Origin of the sequence: Klebsiella sp. KTE92 (genome assembly GCF_000398905.1) — a bacterium.
In the GTDB taxonomy this organism is placed as follows: Bacteria; Pseudomonadota; Gammaproteobacteria; order Enterobacterales; family Enterobacteriaceae; genus Klebsiella; species Klebsiella variicola.
The window spans coordinates 2434793-2458066 of record NZ_KB976100.1 but is presented as its reverse complement, the minus strand read 5'-3'; the positions used below and the strand labels follow the sequence as shown (position 1 = coordinate 2458066).

Genomic DNA, 23274 nt, shown 5'->3' with positions numbered 1-23274 from the left:
TGGCCAGCCAGAAGGATTGTTGGCAGAGCATGTGAAACGGTTTACGTATCGGCTAAACCGCCTCGATTTGCTTTGATTACACGGCTTTATGAAAACCGTCCTATCGGCGATAATAATCTTTCACTGAATCTACCCGGGGTCGTCATGAAGGCATCAGAGCAGCAGCCTCGCGTTCGCCAACGCGCCTTACCGTTAAAGCTGAGCACCGCCGTGTCCTTGATGATCGGCAGCGTCATCGGCGCCGTGCTCCTGCTGGTCTATGCCCTGTGGTATATGCAGATAAGCAATGCCACCCGCGACGGTCTGAAAGAGACCGCGCTGGCGGTGGCGCGCACCATGGCCGATATGCCGCAGGTGAAGCGCGGACTGGAGGCGCCCCCGCAGCAGCAGATCATTCAGCCGCTGGCGCAGGCCATCACCCGGCGCAACGACCTGCTGTACGCTATCGTCACCGATATGCACGGTATTCGCTATTCGCATCCGGATACCTCTATCATCGGTAAGCGGTTTATCGGCCGGGATATCCTGCCCACGCTGCAGGGAAAAGAGAACGTTGCCATTAACCACGGCGTGCTGGCCCCGGCGCTGCGGGTATTCACCCCGGTGTTCAACGACCAGCACCAGCAAATTGGCGTGGTGGTGGTCGGCATTTCGCTGAGTAAAGTGGACGAACAGATCGCCAACAGCCGCTGGGACGTACTCCTGACAATCCTGTTCAGCGCGCTGGTCTGCGCGCTGGGCACCTGGAGCCTGGTACGCGGTCTGAAGCGCGTCCTGCTGGGGCTGGAGCCGCAGGAGATTTCCACCCAGTTTCAACAGCGTCAGGCCATGCTTCACGCCCTGAAGGAGGGCGTCGTTGCCGTCGATGCCCACGGCGAAGTTAATTTGATCAACCCGGCGGCGCAGGAGATCCTCTTTTCCGGCCCGGACAAAACCCTCGCCCACACGCCACTGCTCGCCGACCTGCAGACCGTCTTGCAGAGCGGCGAGCCGATGTACGACCGCGAACTGGGATGCAATGGCCTGTTGCTGATCGGCAATACGGTGCCCATTCGCAGCCAGGAAGCGGTGGTCGGCGCCATCTGTACCTTCCGCGATAAGACCGAGGTGAGCCAGCTGCTGCAGCGGCTGGACGGCATGATGAGCTATGTGGATGCCCTGCGCACCACCTCCCATGAATTTATGAATAAACTGCACGTGATCCTCGGCCTGCTGAATATGAAAAGCTATGGCAAACTCGAGGAATACGTGCTGCAGACCGCCCACCGCTATCAGGCGGACATCGGCGACATTCAGCACCGTATTAAATCCCCGGTGGTGGCGGGCTTCCTGATAAGTAAAATTCAGCGCGCCACCGAGTGCGGCTTTACGCTGACGCTGGCGGAAGAGAGCCAGGTGCCGGATTGCCCGAATGAGAAGCAGGTCACGGTGCTGGTGACGGTGCTGGGCAATCTTATCGAGAACGCGCTGGACGCCATGAGCGGCCAGGCGGAGGGTGAGATCGGCCTGCTGCTGCACTACCAGGACGGCTGGCTAAGCGGTGAAGTGAGCGATGACGGACCGGGGATCCCGGAAAATAATATCGACGCTATCTTTAACAAAGGTTTCTCCACCAAAGGCGAGAATCGCGGCGTCGGGCTGTTTCTCGCCAACCAGCAGCTGCGCGAACTGGGCGGCACCCTCGCCGTCGAGTCGGAACCCGGCGTATTTACCCAATTTTTTGTTCATCTCCCCTGGGATAGTAAAAGGAAACGTGCGTGATAAATGTGTTGATTGTTGACGATGATGCGATGGTGGCCGAACTGAATCGCCTGTACGTGGCAAGAGTTCCCGGCTTTCGTTGCAGCGGGAGCGCTTCGACGCTCAGTCAGGCCCAGGAGATGATTAACGATAAGCAGCGGGAGATCGATCTGGTGCTGCTGGATGTCTACATGCAACAGGACAGCGGGCTGGATCTACTGCCGACCATCCGCGAGTCGGGGCGCGCTATCGATGTCATCATGATCACCTCGGCGGCAGACGCCGCCACGGTGCAGACCGCGATGCATTACGGGGTGGTTGATTACCTGATCAAACCTTTCCAGTTTCCGCGCTTTGAAGAGGCGCTCACCACCTGGCGGGAGAAGCGTAAACTGATGACCGGCCAGCCGTATTACGAACAGGCCGACGTCGACCGTCTGCTGCACGGCGGCGCGCCGGAGGCCAGCGACGCGCGCAAGCTGCCCAAGGGGCTAACCGCGCAAACGCTGCGTACGCTCTGCCAGTGGATTGACGCCCATCCGGACGTTGAATTCTCTACCGATGAGCTGGCGGCGGCCGTAAATATCTCCCGCGTCTCGTGCCGCAAATATCTGATTTGGCTGGCACAGATCAATATCCTCTACACCACTATCCACTACGGCGCTACCGGGCGACCGGTCTATCGCTACCGCCTGGTCGCCGAACAGTACAGTTTGCTTAAGCAGTACAGTCAATAACCTGATAGCCGCTGTCCAGCGGCGCAAAACGCAGCCGCTGCGGCGATGAGAGAATGATGTCGCGATTTTTGGTGACGAAAATCGCGTCGATATCCTCACGCTGACGCAGCGCTGCGCAGCCCTTCTCTACGCCGAGGCCGAACAGCAGCGTAGTCCAGATATCGCCGTCTAAAGAATCCGTGGAAATCACCGTCACGCTGTCGAGTTCGTTATCCAGCGGATAACCGCTGCGCGGGTCGAGAATATGGTGCCAGCGTTTGCCGTCCTGCTCAAAATAACGTTCATAGGTTCCGGAAGTGACCACCGACTGCCCGTTGATCGTCAGGGAGCCAATCAGCGCCTGCGCGTCGGCAAACGGTTTTTTCAGGCCAATGGTCCATTCGCCGAGGGTATGCACATTGCCGCCGAGATTGATCAGCGCCTTCGCCACCTGCTGCTGACGGAGATAATCGCGCACGCGGTCAGCGATATAGCCTTTGGCGATCGCCCCAAGATCCAACTCCATCCCCGGCTGCTGGAGAAACACACTACAGGTAGTCTCATCGAGGATCACCTCCTGTGGGCGGGTCAGCGCCAGTCGGGCTCTGATATCAGCCGCGTCAGGCACGCTGTGCCCGTGAAAGCCAATTCGCCACAGCTTCACCAGCGGGCCGATGGCAAGATTAAAGGCGCTGTCGCGCACCATGCTGGCGGCTTTGGCGCACTGAATCAGCTGAAAGACCGGGCGACTGACCGTGACCGGATGGCGTCCGGCGGCATGGTTGATATCCATCACCTGCGACTCGGCACGGTTAACGGTAAGCAGATCTTCGTAGCGTTTAATTAACTGAAATACGCGGGAGGCCAGCGCCTCATCGTGGGAATAAAGTTTGAGCAGAATGGGGGACCCCATCAGGACGGCGGAGTAGCTATAGACACGGTTATCGGACATCGGGCTCTCCTTCAGAAGGGATAAGAACCTATCCCAGTAGGCGTAATTGGCGCAGCCAGTTTGAACACGGACAGCGCGCAGAAACCGGAGCGTACACGTAGTACGTGAGGATTTCGAGCACTGCCCAGGTTCAACATGGCAAGCAAAATAGCCCTAATGAGATAGGCTCTAAGCCGGGCGGCAAAAGCACCAGCCCGGCATCAGCAATTACCTGTTATCCTCTGGCACGTTTCGCCGCCTGGTGGCCCGCGAGGGTACCGAAGATGATGATATCCGCGACCGCGTTACCGCCGATGCGGTTGCCGCCGTGGATCCCGCCCACCACTTCACCGGCGGCGTAGGCGCCGTGGATCGGCTGCTGGTCAACGTTCAGCACTTCGCCATCGGTGTTAATGGTCACGCCGCCCATGGTGTGGTGCACCCCGGGGGCGATGCGAATGGCATGGAACGGGCCTTCGTTAATCGGCGCGCGCAGCGCGGTGGTCCGGCCAAACTGTTCATCATGCTGTTTTTCCACTGCCCCGTTGTAACACTCGAGGGTGGCGAGGAAGGCATGGTAATCCATCCCCAGTTTCTCCGCCAGTTCACGCGGGGAGCTGGCGCTGGTGACGAAGCCTTTGGCGATGTACTCATCGGCAGCTTTGTTTTTCGCCCGCACATGCTCGTCAAAGACAATGTACGCATAGTGTTCCGGCAGGGCGATAATCGCTGCCGAGACTTTATCGCGGGTCTCCATTTCGTTAAAGAAGCGGTTCCCCTGCTGGTTAACAAGAATAGCGCCGCCGCCGCGAATCGATTCGGAAATCAGGTACGAGGTCTGCTGTTCGACGGTGGGGTGAATCTGAATTTCGCCCATATCCACGGTGCCAGCGCCGATGCGTTCCAGCAGCGCGATACCGCTCCCGGTCGCCCCTTTGTGGTTGGTGGTCACGAAGCCTTCGAGGTCCGGACGATACTTCACCACCATCGCGCTGTTGGCGCTGAAGCCGCCGGTGGCCACTACGATGCTTTTGGTCTGTACTTCAATGACTTCTTTTTCGTCGTTGACCAGACGTACACCGCTCACCTCATCCCCGCTCATCAGGATCTCTTCCACCGAGGTATCCAGCAGGACGTCGACCCCGCGTTTGGTGATGTTGCGCACCAGGCCGCTAATCAGATAGCCGCCGACCGCTGACCCGTCGCGCGGACGGTGGGTACGGTCAATGCTCATCCCGCCGGTGGTGGTGATGTCGTTGAGCATAATGCCGCGGTCCGCCAGCCACTCAATGGCTTGCGGCGCATTCTCCACGAAGCGACGCAGCAGCTGCGGGTTGTTTTTGTTGTGGCCGCCCTTCAGGGTTTCCTGATAGAACAACTCTTTACTGTCCTGAATACCTTTGACCCGCTGGAAGCGAGTTTCCGCGGCGTTCATCCCGGCGGAAGCCTTGATGGTGTTGCCACCAATGGTCGGCATTTTTTCGACGATCAGGACGCTGGCGCCTTCGTCGTGAGCCTGAATGGCTGCCGCCAGGCCGGCGCCGCCGCTGCCGACCACCACCACGTCATAACTTTTCGGCGCGGCGTCATTGCCGCCCTCTTCCGCTGCCAGCGCTTTGCTGGATTTCAGCATCGCTTTAGCGACCGCTTTTTTCACCGCTTCGCTCTGGCTGGTAGCACCGGAAATGGCGTCCACGTGCGGGGTGTTGGCGGTCAGAATACGTTCGCGGATCTCTTCGAAGCTGGTGGTGAACTCGACGGTCTGCACCGGGCTCGCCGCCAGTTCAATATCGGCAATATGATCATTTTCGAGGCTAACGTTGATCACCAGTTCATTGGCGTCATCCTGAACGGTTTCAACAAACATCCCCGGCTTAAATTTGGCGTCGCCCATGCTCATGTCGCGGATCATCGCTTCCACCAGCGAGAAGCGCCACAGCGGTTCCGGAATATGCAGCGCCTCGCGCTGGGTGCTGTCGATAAACAGCTCCAGCTCTTCACCGGCGGCGATGCGTGCCGCCCAGTCCGGATAGGCGATGCAGGCGCGGCCCACGGCGATCAGGTCATAACCGTGATCGAGGCCCAGCTCGGCATCAGCAACGTTAACCACCCCGCCGACGCCCATCACCGGCACCTGGGCCAGGGTTTCAGAGCGCATCGCGCAGTATTTCTCGATCAGCGGTGTCGGATCGCTGGTATCGACGATAGACGGACGCAGGGTCGCGCCCACCGAGAAGTGCAGATAATCGACACCGCGGACGGCCAGCTTTTCCAGCAGATACATGGTGTCGTCGAAGCGGATCCCCGGGACCTCCATCTCTTCCGGCGAGAAGCGATAGCCGATGATAAAGGCATCGTCAGCGTACTGGCGGGCCATTTTGTGGGTGATGTCGAGGACCGCCAGCGGGAAACGAGCGCGATTGTCGCGGCTACCGCCCCACTCGTCGTCGCGCTGGTTGGAGTTCGGCGAATAGAACTGCTGGATAAGGTAGGTGTTGGCGCCGTGAATTTCGACGCCGTCGAAGCCGGCGAGAATGGCGCGGCGGACGCCGTCGCCAAACTTGGCGATCATCCCCTCCACTTCTTCTCCGCTCAGCGCCCGCGGCATCGCGGCGCCCTCACGCGGCGCGGCAATAGCGCTTGGCGCCACCGGCTGGCGTCCCCCGATCAGCTGCGGGTCGACCATGCGTCCGCCGTGATAGATCTGCAGAATCGCTTTTGAACCTTGCGCTTTGATCGCCTCGGCGATTTTCGCCAGGCCGGCAATTTTTTCATCATTATCGATGCCGATCGCGCCCGGGAAGGCCAGGCCGTAGTCATCAATAAAGCAGCACTCGACAATAATGGTGCCGATGCTGCCGGCGCGAGCGCGATAGTACTCCACCAGCTCGCTGGTGACAGTCCCATCGAAATAACCGGTGCAGGTGGTCATCGGCGCCATGAGCAAACGGTTTTTCAGCTCCGTACCATTTGGTAAAGTAAATGGCTGCAGAATTCGTTCGTTACTGGTCATAAGTTACGCTCCAGATTTTAAAATATTAAAAACTCAGAATGGGGTGACGGAATCATTAATGGTTTTGGTTTTTTAATTCCAGTTGTCATGCCAATAATATAGCGTGTTTTTTAGTTACTAAATCAATTACGTTAGTTATAAAACTATTTAACCCCAACAATAACATCGCTACCTCTATTGTATTATTAAAATAATAAATAGCATTTACATAATACAAATGTACGATAACATTTTAGATACTTATGTTAACATTAAAAACAATCGCAAATTTCAATAAAAACATTTATTTTCATGCAGTTACTAAAATAATTGATAAATTCAGAATTAAATGCTCATTTTTATTTTAACATTTATCGATATTTTAGCTAAATTAACACCTCATCATATAGGGTTATACTGATAATAAAAAAATAGTGAAATCACCTGCTTTTCTTGATCTCGATCAATTGCAACGGCCATTGAAAGCGCAATATATAAATAACCAACAAATTTAATTTAACGCCCAGACAAACGCGTTAAATAAACGCTCTGACGATACTCAGAAACGAAAAATAAAAACTAAAGTAACTTTTGTAATTAAAGAAATCACTGAGCATGTCACTGGCGTAAACGCTATTTTCAACAACTTGCAGATACTCATTATGAAAGAGAAAAAGACAACCATACCGCCTGCCGGTGCAGTCAATCCAACGACTGCGACTAAAAAACGTCTCCTGATGATGGCGCTGCCGATTATCGTCGCTGTGCTGTTACTGTTTGTTCCCGTCCCCGATGGCCTGCCGCCGTACGCCTGGCACTACTTCGCCATCTTCGTCGGGGTAATCGTCGGGTTAATTTTTGAACCGCTGCCTGGCGCCGTTATCGGCATCACCGGCGTGGTGGTGATCGCCCTCTGTAGCCAGTGGCTGTTGTTCAGCCCGGAACAGATGGCCGCCCCGAGCTTCAAGCTGGCCGGCGCCTCCTTTAAATGGGCGGTGAGCGGCTTCGGCAACTCCACGGTCTGGCTTATCTTCGGCGCCTTTATGTTCGCCGCCGGCTACGATAAAACCCAGTTCGGCCGCCGCCTGGCGCTCATCCTGGTGAAATATCTTGGCCGTCGCAGCCTGACGCTGGGCTACGCCATCACCTTTGCTGACCTGTTGCTGGCGCCATTTACGCCGTCTAACACCGCGCGCAGCGGCGGTACCATCTACCCGATTATTGCCAACCTGCCGCCGCTGTACGGTTCAAAACCAAACGACCCGAGCGCGCGTAAAATCGGTTCCTATCTGATGTGGGTGGCGATCACCGCCGCCTGTATCACCAGCTCGATGTTCCTGTCAGCGCTGGCACCGAACCTGCTGGCCCTGGCGCTGGTAAAAAGCATCGTCGGCATCAACATCTCGTGGGGGACCTGGTTCATCGCCTTCCTGCCGCTCGGTGTCCTGCTGATCCTGACTATGCCGCTGCTGGCTTACTGGTTCTATCCGCCGGAAGTGAAAATCAATAACGAAGTGCCGCTGTGGGCCGCGCGTGAGCTGGAAAAACTGGGCAAACTGTCGCGCAATGAAATTCTGCTGCTGGTGTTCGTCTGCTTCGCGCTGATGATGTGGATCTTCGCCGCCGACTGGATTGAACCGGCGCTGGCCGCCCTGCTGGTTATCGTGCTGATGCTGTGGACCGGCGTGCTCTCCTGGAGCGACATCACCAACAACAAAGCGGCGTGGAACACCTTTGTCTGGTTTGCCACCCTGGTGGCGCTGGCCGACGGCCTCTCCTCCACCGGTTTCATCGCCTGGCTGGGTAAAGAGGGCGGCGCGCTGATGGGCGGTATCTCCCCAGGCGTGGCGACCATCGTCCTGCTGCTGGCGTTCTACCTGCTGCACTACCTGTTTGCCAGCACCACCGCGCACACCACTGCCCTGCTGCCGGCCATGCTGACTATTGCGGCCACCATTCCGGGTATGAATATGGAAGTGTTCGTCCTGCTGATGGTCACCTCGCTGGGCGTGATGGGGATTATCACCCCGTACGGTACTGGCCCAAGCCCAATCTACTACGGCAGCGGCTACCTGCCGACCAAAGACTACTGGCGCCTCGGCACCATCTTTGGCGCCATCTTCCTGGCCGCCCTGCTGCTGATTGGCTATCCGTGGATGTCCATGATGTTCTGATTCATAACCGCCGGGACCACCCCGGCGGTTTTTATCTTTATGGAGTAAGTGACTATGTCGACTAAACCGTTTGTTTATCAGGATCCGTTCCCGCTGGCGCACGACGATACCGAATACTATCTGCTCAGCAAAGAGCACGTCTCTGTCGCCGAATTTGACGGCCAGCCGGTTCTGAAAGTAGAGCCGCAGGCGCTGACCCTGCTCGCCCAGCAGGCCTTCCACGACGCCGCCTTTATGCTGCGCGTCTCCCATCAACAGCAGGTCGCCTCGATTCTGCTCGACCCGGAAGCTAGCGAAAACGACAAATACGTGGCGCTGCAGTTCCTGCGCAACTCCGAAATCGCCGCCAAAGGTATTCTGCCCACCTGTCAGGATACCGGCACCGCCATCATCATGGGTAAAAAAGGCCAGCGCGTCTGGACCGGCGGTGGCGATGAAGCCGCCCTGGCGCAGGGCGTTTACAACACCTATACCGAAGATAACCTGCGTTACTCACAGAACGCGCCGCTGGATATGTATAAAGAGGTCAACACCGGCACCAACCTGCCGGCGCAGATCGATCTCTACAGCGTCGACGGTGAAGAGTATAAGTTCCTGTGTATGGCGAAAGGCGGCGGTTCCGCCAATAAAACCTATCTCTATCAGGAAACCAAAGCGCTGATCACTCCGGCGAAGCTGAAAAACTATCTGGTCGAGAAGATGCGTACCCTCGGTACCGCCGCCTGCCCGCCATACCATATCGCGTTTGTGATCGGCGGTACCTCGGCAGAAGCGACGCTGAAGACCGTGAAGCTGGCCTCCACCCGCTACTACGACGGCCTGCCGACCGAAGGCAACGAGCACGGTCAGGCGTTTCGCGACGTCCAGCTGGAGCAGGAGCTGCTGCAGGAAGCGCAGAACCTCGGCCTCGGCGCGCAGTTTGGCGGGAAATACTTCGCTCACGATATCCGGGTGATCCGTCTGCCGCGCCACGGCGCCTCCTGCCCGATCGGCATGGGCGTCTCCTGCTCCGCCGACCGCAACATCAAAGCGAAAATCAACCGCGACGGCATCTGGATCGAGAAGCTGGAGAGCAATCCGGGGAAATATATCCCTGAACATCTGCGTCAGCAGGGTGAAGGCAATGTCGTCAGCATCAACCTGAATCAGCCGATGAGCGAAATCCTGGCGCAACTGTCGGCGCACCCGGTCTCAACCCGCCTGAGCCTCAACGGCACCATCATCGTGGCCCGCGACATCGCCCACGCCAAGCTAAAAGAGCTTATTGATAACGGCGAGGCGCTGCCGCAGTACGTCAAAGATCACCCGATCTACTACGCGGGCCCGGCGAAGACGCCGACCGGTTATGCCTCCGGCTCCCTCGGTCCGACTACCGCAGGCCGCATGGACTCTTATGTCGATCTGCTGCAGTCGCACGGCGCGAGCATGGTAATGCTGGCGAAAGGCAACCGCAGCCAGCAGGTGACCGATGCCTGCCATAAACACGGCGGCTTCTACCTCGGCAGCATTGGCGGCCCGGCAGCAGTGCTCGCCCAGCAGAGCATTAAGAGCCTCGAGTGCGTGGCCTATCCGGAACTGGGGATGGAAGCTATCTGGAAAATCGAAGTGGAAGATTTCCCGGCGTTTATTCTGGTTGATGATAAAGGTAACGACTTCTTCCAGCAGATCCAGAATAAGCAGTGTGCCGGCTGTCAACAGCACGGCTAACGCTCACTTCTGACGCTGATATCAGGCCGTCGCCGTTTGGGCGACGGCTTTTTTTATGCCCACGCCGCGCCAGCTTGAATTCATTTCGCGCCAGGCTATGCTCAACTACAAGCCGTCCGTTGTTTGCTGAAAAATAACAATAATTCTCTTTCTCAGGTGCCTCTATGAACAGGATGAGCGTGGTGATCCTCTGGGCGCTGGCGCTGCTGGTGCTAAAGCCGGCGCTGGCTGCCGAACCGCGACAACAGCCGACCGCCCGCGAGCAGGCACGCACAGTCACGATTTTCCATCAACCTGTCGTCATGTTGCAGGCTACTTTCGGCCAGACCACGCCCGAAGAGCGCGTCCTGCGTACCCGCAGCGCCTTACGCGCCTTTACTGAAGACGATATTCGCCAACCGCTGCGGGTCGTTGCGGTCAACCGCTATGGTCAGCCGGGCCGGCTGTTTCTGATGAACGGCAAACCGGTGCTGCTGCTGAGCCAGGCGGATCTCGATGAGGGCGATGATTTAACCCTCGACCAGGCGGCCCAGCGGGTGCTGGCGCGAATGGAGGCCCAGCGCACCAGCCTGCAGGAACAGTTCAACGACCGTTATCTGCTGCTTTCAGCCGGCAAAGCGCTGGCCGGTGGGCTGCTGCTGGCGCTGTTTTACTACGGCGCCTTCCGCGCCTGGCGGCGGGTGCGGCGCTTTTTCCTGCTGCGGATCCTTGAAAAACGCAGCGCCATCCCGCAGCACTGGCGGCGCTATCTCGGCAATATTGAAGTTCGACTCTATGCTGTGCTGGTCATTCTCGTCGGCATGCTGGCCAGTTATCTCTGGCTGAGCTGGGCCTTCAGCCTGTTTCCCTGGACAAGGGTGTGGAGTGAATCGCTGGGTGACTGGTCGCTGGGCGTGATCCGCGATCTCTCCCTGTCGATTGTCGCCTCCCTGCCGGGGCTGATGATCGTGGTGCTTATTTTCCTGATCACCTGGCTCATCATTCGCCTGGTGAAAGTGGCTCTCGACCAGGTCGCCGCCGGCCGCATTCAGGTGCCGGGCATCCATCCGGAAACCGTCAGCGCCACCCGCCGGTTGATCTCGGTGGTCATCTGGCTGTTTGCCCTGTCCGCCGCCTACCCGTTCCTCCCCGGCGCCAACTCCCTCGCCTTCAAAGGCATTAGCGTGTTCTTCGGCCTGATGCTGACTCTCGGGTCGACCGGGGTGATGACCCATGCGATGAGCGGCCTGGTGCTGATCTACTCCCGGGCGCTGCGCAAAGGCGACTGGATCCGCCTCGCCGACAATGAGGGACAGGTCAGCGAGATTGGCGTGCTGGCGACCAAGATCCTCACCCGTGAGAATTACATTGTCACCGTCCCGAACGCCGTGGTGGTGAGCGGGAAAATTATTAATCTCAGCGCCGAGAGTACCGACGGCGGGTTCAATCTCACCACCAGCGTCACCATCGGCTACGATACGCCGTGGCGTCAGGTGCATGCGCTGCTGGAGCTGGCGGCAAGACGCACCCCTGGGGTGGATCAACAAATCGCCCCGATAGTTCGCAAGCTGGGGTTGCTTGACTGGTACACCGCGTATGAGCTGCAGGTGCGCTTACTCCCCACAACCAAGCTGCCGGATGGCCGCAACGCGTTGCATAGCAGTATTATTGATGTGTTTAACGAATTCGGCGTGCAGATTATGTCGCCGAACTTTGTGATGCAGCCCAAGGCGGCGGTGGTGGTGCCGCAGGAGGCCTGGTACGCCGCCCCAGCCGTCGCGCCGCAGGAGCCTGAGAAATAAGGGCTAATATAGCGGCATCTCCGCCGGGTGGCGGCTTCACCGCTGAGCAAGAACAGCCAGCGCAGAGCCGCGCTTGTGCCGGGCGGTGGCTAACGCCTTGCCCGGCCTACGGATCGTGCGACCTGTCACTCATTTACCCACTTGCGCGACTGAAACTGCCGATGCTGGCGGCCTCAAAATCGCTGAGACGTTCCCGGAAGGCCGGGGCAGCCCGCATGGATGCGGGCTGAGGGCCGTGTTTTGCACGGACGCTGCCTCGGCCCGACCCGCAGCCTGCAGGGATAAGTCGAAGGGACCGCGCAGCGGCGATTTTGCTGGCCGGAGCCCGGGGGTACAGGGGGCGGCGGCGACTGGCCGCCCCCTGTGCGCTCCCTGCGCCATAAGAGACATAACGCAGAAGATCAACCGGGAGCGCAATCTGCCCGGAATTAACATAGAGGTTGTCGCCCTGCCAAACGTTGTGGCTCTGCCAAACATAGTGCGAACAGGGACATTTCCGGTTGTGCCGTGATTTCGCCGGGTGGCGGCTACGCCTTACCCGGCCTACAACGACTGCCGGGCAATCCGACTCGGACGACGACTCAACCCTGCGCGGCGTCGATGTCGTCAAACACCTGCTGCGCCAGATGCATCGTGGCATTCGCCGCCGGCAGCCCACAGTACAGCGCAGAGTGCATGATCAACTCTTTCAGCTCATCGCGGGTGACCCCGTTGTTAAACGACGCGCGCAGATGCATCTTCAGCTCCGCCTCGCGATTGAGAGCGATCAGCATGGCAATGGTGATCATGCTGCGGGTGTGGTGGTCGAGCCCCGGACGGGTCCAGGTCTCACCCCAGGCGTAGCGGGTGATAAAGTCCTGAAACTCGTCATTCAACGGCGTCAGATGCTGCAGGGTACGGTCGACGTGGGCGTCGCCCAACACTTTGCGCCGCACCGCCATCCCGTCCTGATAGCGCTGTTTATCCTCCATGGCGTTCCCCCTGGAAAAAGCTCAGCAGCGCCGAAGTAAAGCTTTTCGGCGCCTCAATGTTTGACAGATGCGATGCCGCCAGCACCACCACCTGGGAAGAGGGGATCTGCTGCTGCAGGAAACTGGCGTCACTGACCGTAGTGACAGGGTCACTTTCACCGGCGATAATTAATGTCGGCAGCGGGATCTGCCCCACTTCGCCCCGCAGGTCGGCGGCGGCCAGCGCCTCGCAGCAGGCGGCATAGCCTTCGACGTCGGTATGGGTTAACTGGTGGCAAAGCGCCTCCACCACCTCCGGCGCCTTCTGGCGAAACGCATGAGTGAACCAGCGATCCGCCGCCCCGGCGGCCACCACCGCCATTCCCTCCTGGCGTACCGCCCGCGCCCGCGACAGCCAGCTGGCCTGATCGCCAATGCGCGCCGCGGTGTTGGCAACGGCCAGACCATAAAAACGTTCTGGCGCAAAGCGTCCCAGCCACAGGCCGGTCAGACCGCCCATCGAGATCCCGCAGAACCAGGCGCGGTCGATATTCAGGTGATCGAGCAGCGCAATCACATCTTCCCCCAGCTGGGCGAGGGTCACTTTGCCATTTTTCGTCGTATTACCGTGACCGTGGGTGTCATAGCGCAGCACCCGAAAATGGGCGGTTAACGCCTCGATCTGCGGCTGCCACATCGCCCGGGTGGTGCCCAGCGAGTTGGAGAGGACGATAACCGGCGCGCCCTCCGGCCCGTCGAGTTGATAATCAAGATTCATCACGTTGCTCCTGATAACGCGCCAGCACCTGGCGCACAAAGCGTTCGGCGCTGCCGGTCGCCGTTGCCGGGTCCAGCAGCGTGGTTAAGCATTCACGAGAGAGATACTGACTGACCTCTGGGTCAGCCGCGAGCAGATCGACCAGGGGAGAGTGACGGTCCAGCGCCTGACGGCACAGCGCCTCGATATGATGATGCGCCTCGGCTTTGCCGATAAATTCCGCCAGCGCCAGGGTCACCGCCTCGGCCATGATCAGCCCATGGGTGATATCGAGATCGGCGCGCATTTTCTGCGGGAAGACCTGCATATCGCGCACCAGCGCTTCGCTTTGCGCCAGCGCCCCGCCCACCAGAGTAATCAGATCCGGCAGCGTCTCCCACTCCGCCTGCCAGCCGCCCAGCGCCCGCTCGTGCTGCTGGAGTTGGCTGGCGTAGAGGGTCGCCATCAGCCCCGGCGTACGCTGGGCGGCGGTCAGGATCGCCGCGCAGGCCACCGGATTGCGCTTATGCGGCATCGTCGATGAGCCGCCGCGGCCTTCCGCCACCGGCTCGCCGACCTCAGCCACTTCGGTCTGCATCAGCAGGGAGAAGTCGTTAGCGAATTTCCCCAGGGTACCGCAGACACCGGCAAACCAGGCGCCCGTCTCCAGCAGCCGATCGCGCTGGCTGTGCCACGGGGTATCCGGCAGCGACAGACCGAGGATCTGCGCCAGCGCCTGGCCAACCGCCGGCCCTTTCTCTTTTAGCGCGTCCAGAGTGCCCGCGGCGCCGCCAAACTGCAGCACCAGCAGCCGCGGACGCATCTCGCGCAGCCGCTGCTGCCAGCGCAGGAGCGCGTCGAGGGTGCCCGCCAGCTTCAGGCCAAAGGTCACCGGCAGCGCATGCTGCATCCAGGTCCGACCCGGCATGACAGTATCGCGATAACGATCCGCCTGGAGAGCCAGGGCAGCCAACAGCTGCTCAAGCAAGGTCTCAGCGGCATCCAGCGCCCCGCGCAGCTGGAGCACCAGTCCGGTGTCGATGGCGTCCTGACTGGTGGCTCCCCAGTGGACGTAGCGCGCAGCCTCGGGATCTCGCGCTTTTACCTGTACCGTCAGCTGTTTCACCAGCGGGATCGCCAGGTTACCGGCCCCCACCGCCGCCTCGCCCAGCGCGGCAAAATCGATGGTCTCGTGGCGGCAGGCCGCGACAATCGGCCCGACCGCTTCCGGCGGCACCATCCCGCAGACGGCCTGCGCCTGCGCCAGCGCCGCTTCAAAATCCAGCATGCCCTGCACCCGCTGCGCGTCGCTGAACCAGTCGGTCAGCGGACTGCTGCGCAGCATTGGGGTCAACAAACTCATTCTGGCTCCTTAAACACGTTCAATAATCAGGGCGATCCCCTGTCCGACGCCGATGCACATGGTGCACAGGGCGTAGCGGCCGCCGGTCCGTTTCAGCTGATAAGCCGCGGTCATCGCCAGCCGGCCGCCGGAGGCACCGAGCGGGTGGCCCAGCGCGATCGCCCCGCCGTTAGGGTTCACGTGGGCGGCATCATCCGGTAAGCCCAGATCACGGGTCACCGCCAGCGCCTGAGCGGCGAAGGCTTCATTCAGTTCGATGACATCCATCTGGGCTAATGTCAGGCCGGTCTGCGCCAGCACCTTACGCACCGCGGGCGCCGGGCCAAAGCCCATGATCCGCGGCGCAACACCCGCCGTCGCCACGCCGACCACCCGGGCCAGCGGTTGAAGATCGTGAGCCGCCAGCGCCGTCTCGCTGGCCAGCAGCAGCGCACAGGCGCCATCGTTAACGCCGGAGGCGTTACCGGCGGTGACGCTGCCGTCGGCGCGCACCACGCCGCGCAGTTTAGCCAGCGCCTCCAGCGAGGTACTGCGCGGGTGCTCATCGCGGCTAAACAGCAGTGGCTCGCCTTTACGCTGCGGCACCTGGACGGCGATCAGCTCATCGGCGAAACGCCCCGCCTCCTGCGCCGCGGCGGTACGCAGTTGACTGCGTAAGGCGAACGCGTCCTGATCGGCACGGGAAATGGCAAACTCATCGGCGACGTTTTCCGCCGTCTCCGGCATGGAATGCACGCCGTACAGGGCTTTCATCTGCGGGTTAATAAAGCGCCAGCCGATGGTGGTATCCTCCATCTGCATGCTGCGGCTAAAGGCGCTCTCTGCTTTCCCCATCACAAACGGCGCGCGGGACATGCTCTCCACGCCACCGGCGATCATCAGCTGCGTCTCGCCGCTTTTAATCGCCCGCGCCGCGACGCCGATCGCATCGAGGCTGGAACCGCACAGGCGGTTGATGGTGCTCCCGGGCACGCTCTCCGGCAGCCCGGCCAGCAGCAGCGCCATCCGCGCCACGTTGCGGTTATCTTCCCCGGCCTGGTTGGCGCAGCCAAAGATCACATCGTCAATGCGCGAGGGATCCAGTCCCGGGTTACGCTCCAGCAGGGCTTTTAATGGCAGCGCCGCGAGGTCGTCGGCGCGCATCGTCGCCAGGGTACCACCGAAACGGCCAAAGGGTGTACGTACCGCATCACAGATAAATGCCTGATTCATCATAGGTTCCTTACGCGCTTTCCGCCAGTTGTTCAAAGGTCAGCGCCACCGGAGTGATGCGCTGCAGCTCTTCAAAAGAGAGACCGTTAAAGATTTCACGTACCACCGGGCCGCGGTCGGTGATGTCGATCACCGCCAGGTCGGTATAGATCCGGCTGACGCAGCCGACGCCGGTCAGCGGGTAGCTGCACTGCGCCACCAGCTTGCACTCGCCGTCACGGGTCAGGTGGTCCATCATCACGAACACCTGACGGGCGCCGATGGCCAGATCCATCGCCCCGCCAACGGCCGGGATCGCATCCGGCGCACCGGTACTCCAGTTGGCGAGGTCGCCGCTGGCGGAAACCTGATAGGCCCCCAGCACGCAGATATCGAGATGGCCGCCGCGCATCATGGCGAAGGAGTCGCCGTGGTGGAAATAGCAGCCGCCCTGCAGGAGGGTGACATACTCTTTACCGGCATTGATCAGCTCGGGATCTTCTTCCCCGGGCTGTGGTTTCGGCCCCATCCCCAACAGGCCGTTTTCGCTGTGCAGGAACACTTCTTTGTCGGCAGGCAGGTAATTGGCAATGCGGGTCGGCAGGCCGATGCCGAGGTTGACGTAAGCGCCTTCGGGAATATCGCGGGCCACGCGCTGGGCCATTTCGTCACGGGTCAGTTTTTGCATCTCGGGCTCCTCAGGCGCGTTGTGCGGCAGTCAGGTTTTCCAGCGAGAAGACACGCTGGACGAAAATGCCGGGGGTGATGATGTGTTCCGGGTCGAGGTCGCCCAGCGGCACCAGCTGCGAGACCTCGACGATGGTGGTTTTCGCCGCCGTCGCCATGATCGGGCCAAAGTTGCGCGCCGCCTTGCGATAGACCAGGTTGCCCCAGCGGTCGCCCTGATGGGCCTTAATCAGCGCGAAATCGGCTTTAATCGGATATTCCAGCACGTAATGGCGACCATCGATTTCCCGCGTCTCCTTGCCTTCCGCCAGCGGTGTGCCGTAGCCGGTGGGGGTAAACACTGCCCCCAGCCCGGCGCCAGCCGCCTGGATCCGCGCCGCGAGGTTACCCTGCGGCACCAGCTCCAGCTCCACTTTGCCGCGGCGATAGAGGTCATCGAAAATCTGGGAATCCACCTGGCGCGGGAAGGAGCAGATCATCTTGCGTACTCGCCCGGCTTTCAGCAGCGCCGCGAGACCCACTTCCCCGTTGCCGGCGTTGTTATTAATGATGGTCAGGTCGCGGGCGCCCTGGTCAATCAGGGCGTCAATCAGAAAGGTCGGCTGGCCGGCGGGACCAAAGCCGCCGATCATAATAGTCGCCCCGTCGTGGATCCCGGCGATGGCCTCGCTCAGCGTCGATACGCTTTTATCAATCATCAGGTCGCTCCAGTGATGTGCGGTAATCGCACTTTTATTCGTTGTTCGCACAAAATGTGACCCGCTTAACGATGTCGGTCAAGGGCGATAATCGAAATATGGTGCGATAATCGAACATCGGTTATCTTTAGCGAAAGAATGTGATCGATGGCAAATATGGGGAACAGAAATGGACAAGCATCCAGACGATTTACTGACCGGCGACGGCGATCCGTTTAAGGGCGATCCTAACTTTATGGCCTCCCTGGCGCGCGGCCTGGAGGTGATTCAGGCGTTCACGCCGCAGCGGCCCCTGCTGTCTATCTCGCAGATCAGCCAGAAGACCGGCATTCCGCGCGCGGCGGTGCGCCGCTGCCTGTATACCCTGAGCAAGCTGGGGTTCGTGTATGCCGAAGACGGTAAGAATTTCCAGCTGCGACCGCGGATCCTGGCGCTGGGCCACGCCTGGCTGGCCTCGACGCCGCTGGCGCGTTCGGCGCAGCCGGTGCTGCGACATCTGAGCGAAATGCTCAACGAGTCCTGCTCCATCGCCACCCTCGACGGGGACGATATTCTGTATATCGCCCGCGCCTCCAGCTCGCGGATTATGACCATCGACCTGGATATCGGCAGCCGCCTTCCGGCCTGGGCGACCTCGATGGGCCGGGTGCTGCTCAGCCATCAGCCGGAGGAGAAGCTCAACGACATGCTGGCTCGGGTGACCATGATCCGCTACACCCCGCAGACGGTGGATTCGGTGGCGAAGCTGCGCGCCGAACTGAAACGGGTGCATCAGCAGGGGTATGCCCTCAACGACCAGGAGCTGGAGATGGGCCTGCGCTCCCTCGCGGTACCGCTGTTTAACGCTCAGGGGCAGGTCCAGGCGGCGCTGAACGTTGGGGTGCATGCGGGCCAGATGTCGGCCCGCGAGATGATCGATCGCGTGCTGCCGGAGCTGCAAAAAGCCGCCCGCGAGCTGACGCTGCTTCTGCGCTAACGACTGCGCTTGGCGTGCTGCTCCCAGGTCTCCTGCTTCGCCTCGGCCGATTTACGCAGCGCGACATAGCAGGCGCCGCTGCCGCCATGATGTGGAAGCGCGGCGCAGAAGGCCTGCACCTCCGGCAGCTCTTCCAGCCAGCGCGCCAGATAGCTGCGGATAATATTGGCGTGGGACTGGTCGTCGCGGCCTTTGCCGTGAACGATCAGCACATTACGTAACCCCTCTTTCTGCGCCTGCACCATAAAGGCGAAGAGCATCTGTCGGCACTGTTCCACCGGCTGGCGCAGCAGGGAGAGGCTCGCCTGCTGGCTGTATTTCCCCCGCCGCAGCTTATCCAGCACGCCGCTCTGCAGCCCTTCACGCTTAAACTCCAGCGGCGTGGCGAGCGGCACGATATCGAGATAGCCGGTGGTGAGAAAATTATCCAGTTGCAGGGTATCGACGCGCTGCGGGGCCCGGCTGTTGCGCCCGGGATGCCAGTGCACGTCATTTTTACGTTTCAGAGGCTGGACATCTTCCATGGCGTCAAGAAACAGGGATTTGTCATCAAGGTTCATGGGCTCTCCTCCAGCGGCTGTCGCCAGCTACTATAGCCGCCCGGCGCTCCCCCCTCAACGCGTTTAGCCGCGTTCGCTGGCAAAGTGAGCGCGACGGGCGATTAAGGAAACAATTGTCGGCTTTGGCGGCGAAACAGCGTGATTAACGACGCCGTTAATGGCGTCTGCCGGGTATCGCGCCGCTGGATCAGATAATAGGTGGCCGTCGGCAAGACGTCGCGGACAGGGATCATCACCAGCTTGTCCGCCATCAGCGGATCGTTGCCGAGCTCCACCGGCAGGATGCTGAGAAAATCACTTTTCACCACCAGGCTAATGCACGACGAGAAGGTTTCGCAAACAATATCTACCTTTGGCGCTAACCCGGCCTGATTAAGCCGGTCCTGCAGCTGTTTAAAGTAGCTGCCGCGCGGCGTCGGCATGGTCCAGTGGTGATCCATCAACTCCCCCAGCGAGGTGGCCTGCGCCGCAGGATGTCCTGCACGGGCGAACACCGCGAACGGTTTCTCAAACAGTTTCTCAAAGCTGAACTCATGGTCGTACGGCCCGGGGTAATAGGTATTGATGGTGAAATCCAGCTCTCCCTGGCGCAGCTCATTGATCATCGCCAGCAACTGGCCCTCCATGATCCGCACCTTTACCTGCGGATGCTGCTGATGAAAGCGGCAGATCACCGACGGCATCAGCGACCGGGCGACGCTGGCGCCGAGGCCAATATTAATTTGCCCGGCCTGCTCGCCCTGGCGCTGCAGCAGTTCGTCCTGCGCCGCCCGCAGCTCTTCAAGGATCAAGCTCGCATGTTGGTAAAAGCTTTCGCCGTTTTCGGTCAGCGCCACCCCCTGACTGCGGCGCACGAACAGCTGGGCGGAAAGCCCCTCCTCCAGTTCTTTAATCGCTTTGGTCAGGGCCGGCTGCGAGACCGCCAGCGCCCGGCTGGCGCCGCGAATACTCCCTTCCCGGGCCACTTCGACGAAGGCGCGGATATGATGAAATTTAATCTGAAATGCCATGCTTTAGGTGATAACCATTGTTTATCAGACAGAAGAAAATCACATCTACTGTAATCCATCAGGCTATGGCAGGTTAAGTGGGATACGGCCTGTAAAACGTAAGTGATAAACAAAAGCTATCACATCGTGAACGCCGTCACATTTTTTACTTATGACAGGATGAGCTATGCCGCAACTTGATGAATACCTCCACCAGCTGGCGCCGGCCATGATCCAATGGCGCCGTGATTTTCACCTGCACGCGGAATCCGGCTGGCTGGAATTCCGCACTGCCAGCAAGGTGGCGGAGATCCTCGACGGGCTCGGCTATCAGCTGGCGCTGGGGCGCGATGTCATCGATGCCGATAGCCGGATGGGGCTGCCGGACGAGGATACCCTGGCCCAGGCTTTCGAGCGCGCCCGCGAACAGGGCGCGCCGGAACGCTGGCTGCCGGCGTTTGAAGGCGGTTTCGCCGGCGTGGTCGCCACGCTCGACACCGGACGTCCCGGCCCAACCCTGGCCTTCCGCGTCGATATGGATGCCCTTGACCTCAATGAACAGCACGACGACAGCCACCGCCCTCATCGCGACCATTTCGCCTCCTGCAACGCCGGCATGATGCACGCCTGCGGCCATGATGGCCATACCGCCATCGGGCTGGGCCTGGCGCATGTCCTGAAGCAGTATGCCGCGCAGCTCAACGGGGTGATCAAACTGATTTTCCAGCCCGCTGAAGAGGGCACCCGCGGCGCCCGGGCGATGGTGGCCGCCGGCGTGGTGGATGACGTGGATTATTTCACGGCGATCCATATCGGGACCGGTGTGCCGGCAGGTACCGTCGTCTGCGGTGGCGACAACTTTATGGCCACTACTAAATTCGACGTGCAGTTCAGCGGCGTGGCCGCCCACGCCGGCGGCAAGCCGGAGGAGGGGCGCAACGCGCTGCTGGCCGCCGCCCAGGCCGCTCTTGGCCTGCACGCCATCCCGCCGCACAGCGCCGGCGCCTCGCGGGTCAACGTCGGGGTGATGCAGGCGGGCACCGGGCGCAACGTGGTGCCCTCTTCCGCGCTGTTAAAAGTGGAAACCCGCGGTGAAAGCGAAGCCATTAACCAGTACGTGTTCGAGCGGGCGCAGCACGTCATCGCCGGGGCGACGGCGATGTACGAAGCCCGCTACGAACTACGCATGATGGGTGCGGCGACCGCCAGCGCGCCGTCGCCGGCGTGGGTGGACTATCTGCGCGAACAGGCCGCCCGTGTGCCCGGCGTGCAACAGGCGGTGGATCGTATCGCCGCCCCGGCGGGCTCGGAAGACGCCACCCTGATGATGGCCCGGGTCCAGGCGCGCGGCGGCCTCGCCTCGTACATGATCTTCGGCACCCAACTGAGCGCCGGTCACCACAACGAGAAGTTTGACTTCGACGAGAGCGTCATGGCGCTAGCGTTAGAAACTCTGGCGCGTATCGCGCTTAACTTTCCCTGGCAGCGGGGGGTGTAATGGAAGCCATTTTTCAGTTTGTGGACGAGATGATTGAGACGCGACGCGAGGCGTACTGCGCCATCGCCGATGACATCTGGGATCACCCGGAGACCCGCTTTGAGGAGTACTGGTCCGCCCAACGCCTGGCGGATGCGCTGGAGGCAGAAGGTTTCCAGCTCACTCGCGATGCGGGTGGGATCCCGAATGCCTTTATCGCCAGCGTCGGCGAAGGCCAACCGGTGATTGCCCTGCTCGGCGAATTTGACGCCCTGGCGGGCCTCAGCCAGCAGGCGCACTGCGCGGAACCGACACCCTCGACACCGGGAGCCAACGGCCACGGCTGCGGGCACAATCTGCTCGGTACGGCGGCATTCGCCGCGGCGGTCGCCGCCAAAGCCTGGCTGCAACAGCATGGCGGCGCGGGCACGCTGCGCTTCTATGGTTGTCCCGGCGAGGAAGGCGGATCGGGAAAAACCTTTATGGTGCGCGAAGGGTTGTTTGATGATGTCGATGCGGCGCTGACCTGGCATCCGGAAGCCTGGGCCGGGATGTTCAGCACCCGCACCCTCGCCAATATTCAGGCGGCATGGCGTTTTACCGGCACCGCCGCCCACGCTGCGAATTCGCCGCACCTGGGCCGGAGCGCGCTGGATGCCGTCACTCTGATGACCACCGGAAGCAACTTCCTCAATGAACATATCATCGAGAAGGCGCGGGTCCATTATGCCATTACCGATACCGGCGGTGTCTCGCCCAACGTGGTGCAGGCTCAGGCGGAAGTTCTGTATCTGATCCGTGCGCCGGAGATGGCCGACGCGGAGGAGATCTTCGCCCGCATCGAGAAGATTGCTCAGGGGGCCGCGCTGATGACCGAGACCCAGTTCAGCTGCCGCTTTGAAAAAGCCTGCTCCAGCTATCTCCCCAACCGCACGCTTGAGGCGGCGATGTATCAGGCGGTCTGTCATTACGGTACCCCCGCCTGGAGCGACGAGGAGCGCGCTTTTGCCGCGGCGATACGCGCCACCCTCAGCGCCAACGATATTAACAACAGCCTGAACAATATTGCCGGCACCAGTGGGGAGGAAGGCAAAACGTTCGCTCGTCGCCACCGCGACACGCTGCTGATTGATGAGGTGGCGCCCTGGGCGGCCACGGATAACGTCCTCGCCGGCTCCACTGACGTCGGCGATGTCAGCTGGAAAGCGCCGGTGGCTCAGTGCTTCAGCCCGTGCTTCGCGGTGGGAACCCCGCTGCACAGCTGGCAGCTGGTGAGCCAGGGCAGAACCTCCATTGCCCATAAAGGGATGTTGCTGGCGGGGAAAGTGCTCGCGGCGACCGCGATCCGTTTATTCAGCGACAGCGCCCTGCTGGCGGCCAGCCAACAAGAACTCAGGCAGGTACTGGCCGAACGCCCCTATCGTTGCCCGATCCCGGCGGAGGTGAGTCCGTCCGTTTTACGATAACCACTTAAGACAGGCTACTCCTGGCCAACGCTGACCGGCATCGCGGCACGCACCGACCATAATAACCGCCGGCAGTACGGGAGCAGGCCTGCCCAACACAACAACGACAACAGAGGAAC

General features: G+C 60.4%; 18 protein-coding genes. 8 read left to right on the top strand and 10 right to left on the bottom strand.

What is annotated here, in order from left to right; translation table 11 throughout:
- Nucleotides 1-144 precede the first annotated feature (144 nt).
- Both A1WC_RS13840 and dcuR read left to right on the top strand, forming a co-directional pair.
- The gene (locus A1WC_RS13840) at nt 145-1761 is read left to right on the top strand and encodes a sensor histidine kinase (RefSeq protein ID WP_012541873.1); all 1617 of its coding nucleotides are present in this window, start codon (nt 145-147) and stop codon (nt 1759-1761) included.
- Nucleotides 1758-2477: a two-component system response regulator DcuR gene (dcuR, locus tag A1WC_RS13845; RefSeq protein ID WP_008805043.1), complete on the top strand. Its 720-nt coding sequence runs from the start codon at nt 1758-1760 to the stop codon at nt 2475-2477. Before A1WC_RS13840 ends, dcuR begins: the two co-directional genes overlap by 4 nt.
- Here the strand turns inward: dcuR and A1WC_RS13850 are convergent.
- Both A1WC_RS13850 and A1WC_RS13855 read right to left on the bottom strand, forming a co-directional pair.
- Nucleotides 2458-3408 carry an FAD:protein FMN transferase gene (locus tag A1WC_RS13850; RefSeq protein ID WP_016160949.1) on the bottom strand — a complete coding sequence of 317 codons (951 nt, stop codon included), beginning with the start codon at nt 3406-3408 and terminating at the stop codon, nt 2458-2460. The two genes, dcuR and A1WC_RS13850, sit on opposite strands and share 20 nt — an antisense overlap.
- A 214-nt stretch (nt 3409-3622) precedes the next feature.
- A complete protein-coding gene (locus tag A1WC_RS13855; protein WP_016160948.1) occupies nt 3623-6400 on the bottom strand; it encodes a flavocytochrome c in 2778 nt (925 codons plus the stop codon).
- 641 nt (nt 6401-7041) lie between these two features.
- Between A1WC_RS13855 and A1WC_RS13860 the strand changes: the two genes are divergently transcribed.
- From A1WC_RS13860 to A1WC_RS13870, 3 genes are all read left to right on the top strand, one after another.
- Complete coding sequence (locus A1WC_RS13860; RefSeq protein WP_012968326.1) at nt 7042-8553, top strand: anion permease; 1512 nt, start codon at nt 7042-7044, stop codon at nt 8551-8553.
- 54 nt (nt 8554-8607) lie between these two features.
- Nucleotides 8608-10260: a class I fumarate hydratase FumA gene (gene fumA, locus A1WC_RS13865; protein ID WP_008805047.1), complete on the top strand. Its 1653-nt coding sequence runs from the start codon at nt 8608-8610 to the stop codon at nt 10258-10260.
- A 164-nt stretch (nt 10261-10424) separates the two neighbouring features.
- Nucleotides 10425-12041, top strand: a complete 1617-nt coding sequence (locus A1WC_RS13870) for a mechanosensitive ion channel family protein (RefSeq protein ID WP_012968328.1) — start codon at nt 10425-10427, stop codon at nt 12039-12041.
- A gap of 581 nt (nt 12042-12622) precedes the next feature.
- On the opposite strand, the gene pcaC is transcribed toward A1WC_RS13870, so the two are convergent.
- From pcaC to A1WC_RS13900, 6 genes are read right to left on the bottom strand one after another with little or no spacing between them, the layout of a single operon-like run.
- Nucleotides 12623-13012, bottom strand: a complete 390-nt coding sequence (gene pcaC, locus A1WC_RS13875; RefSeq protein ID WP_012968329.1) for a 4-carboxymuconolactone decarboxylase — start codon at nt 13010-13012, stop codon at nt 12623-12625.
- Nucleotides 13002-13769 carry a 3-oxoadipate enol-lactonase gene (gene pcaD, locus A1WC_RS13880; protein ID WP_016160947.1) on the bottom strand — a complete coding sequence of 256 codons (768 nt, stop codon included), beginning with the start codon at nt 13767-13769 and terminating at the stop codon, nt 13002-13004. The genes pcaC and pcaD overlap by 11 nt, the downstream gene beginning before the upstream one ends.
- Nucleotides 13759-15111, bottom strand: a complete 1353-nt coding sequence (locus A1WC_RS13885; RefSeq protein ID WP_016160946.1) for a 3-carboxy-cis,cis-muconate cycloisomerase — start codon at nt 15109-15111, stop codon at nt 13759-13761. Before A1WC_RS13885 ends, pcaD begins: the two co-directional genes overlap by 11 nt.
- Nucleotides 15112-15120: 9 nt before the next feature.
- Complete coding sequence (pcaF, locus tag A1WC_RS13890) at nt 15121-16323, bottom strand: 3-oxoadipyl-CoA thiolase (RefSeq protein WP_008805052.1); 1203 nt, start codon at nt 16321-16323, stop codon at nt 15121-15123.
- 10 nt (nt 16324-16333) lie between these two features.
- Nucleotides 16334-16990: a 3-oxoacid CoA-transferase subunit B gene (locus A1WC_RS13895; RefSeq protein ID WP_012541879.1), complete on the bottom strand. Its 657-nt coding sequence runs from the start codon at nt 16988-16990 to the stop codon at nt 16334-16336.
- 10 nt (nt 16991-17000) lie between these two features.
- Entirely contained in the window at nt 17001-17687 is a 687-nt protein-coding gene (locus A1WC_RS13900; RefSeq protein ID WP_008805054.1) for a 3-oxoacid CoA-transferase subunit A, read from the bottom strand.
- A 169-nt stretch (nt 17688-17856) separates the two neighbouring features.
- Here A1WC_RS13900 and A1WC_RS13905 point away from each other — a divergent pair, with 169 nt between their 5' ends.
- Nucleotides 17857-18663, top strand: a complete 807-nt coding sequence (locus A1WC_RS13905) for an IclR family transcriptional regulator domain-containing protein (protein WP_008805055.1) — start codon at nt 17857-17859, stop codon at nt 18661-18663.
- On the opposite strand, the gene smrA is transcribed toward A1WC_RS13905, so the two are convergent.
- Together smrA and A1WC_RS13915 are read right to left on the bottom strand one after the other, a co-directional pair.
- Nucleotides 18660-19223: a DNA endonuclease SmrA gene (smrA, locus tag A1WC_RS13910; protein ID WP_008805056.1), complete on the bottom strand. Its 564-nt coding sequence runs from the start codon at nt 19221-19223 to the stop codon at nt 18660-18662. The genes A1WC_RS13905 and smrA overlap by 4 nt on opposite strands.
- A gap of 101 nt (nt 19224-19324) precedes the next feature.
- A complete protein-coding gene (locus A1WC_RS13915) occupies nt 19325-20233 on the bottom strand; it encodes a LysR family transcriptional regulator (RefSeq protein ID WP_008805057.1) in 909 nt (302 codons plus the stop codon).
- Between the two features lie 166 nt (nt 20234-20399).
- On the opposite strand from A1WC_RS13915, the gene A1WC_RS13920 reads away from it, so the two are divergent.
- Both A1WC_RS13920 and A1WC_RS13925 read left to right on the top strand, forming a co-directional pair.
- Complete coding sequence (locus A1WC_RS13920) at nt 20400-21710, top strand: M20 family metallo-hydrolase (protein ID WP_016160945.1); 1311 nt, start codon at nt 20400-20402, stop codon at nt 21708-21710.
- Nucleotides 21710-23155, top strand: coding sequence for a M20 family metallopeptidase (locus tag A1WC_RS13925; RefSeq protein WP_016160944.1), 1446 nt, complete (start codon nt 21710-21712; stop codon nt 23153-23155). The genes A1WC_RS13920 and A1WC_RS13925 overlap by 1 nt, the downstream gene beginning before the upstream one ends.
- Nucleotides 23156-23274: the final 119 nt, after the last annotated feature.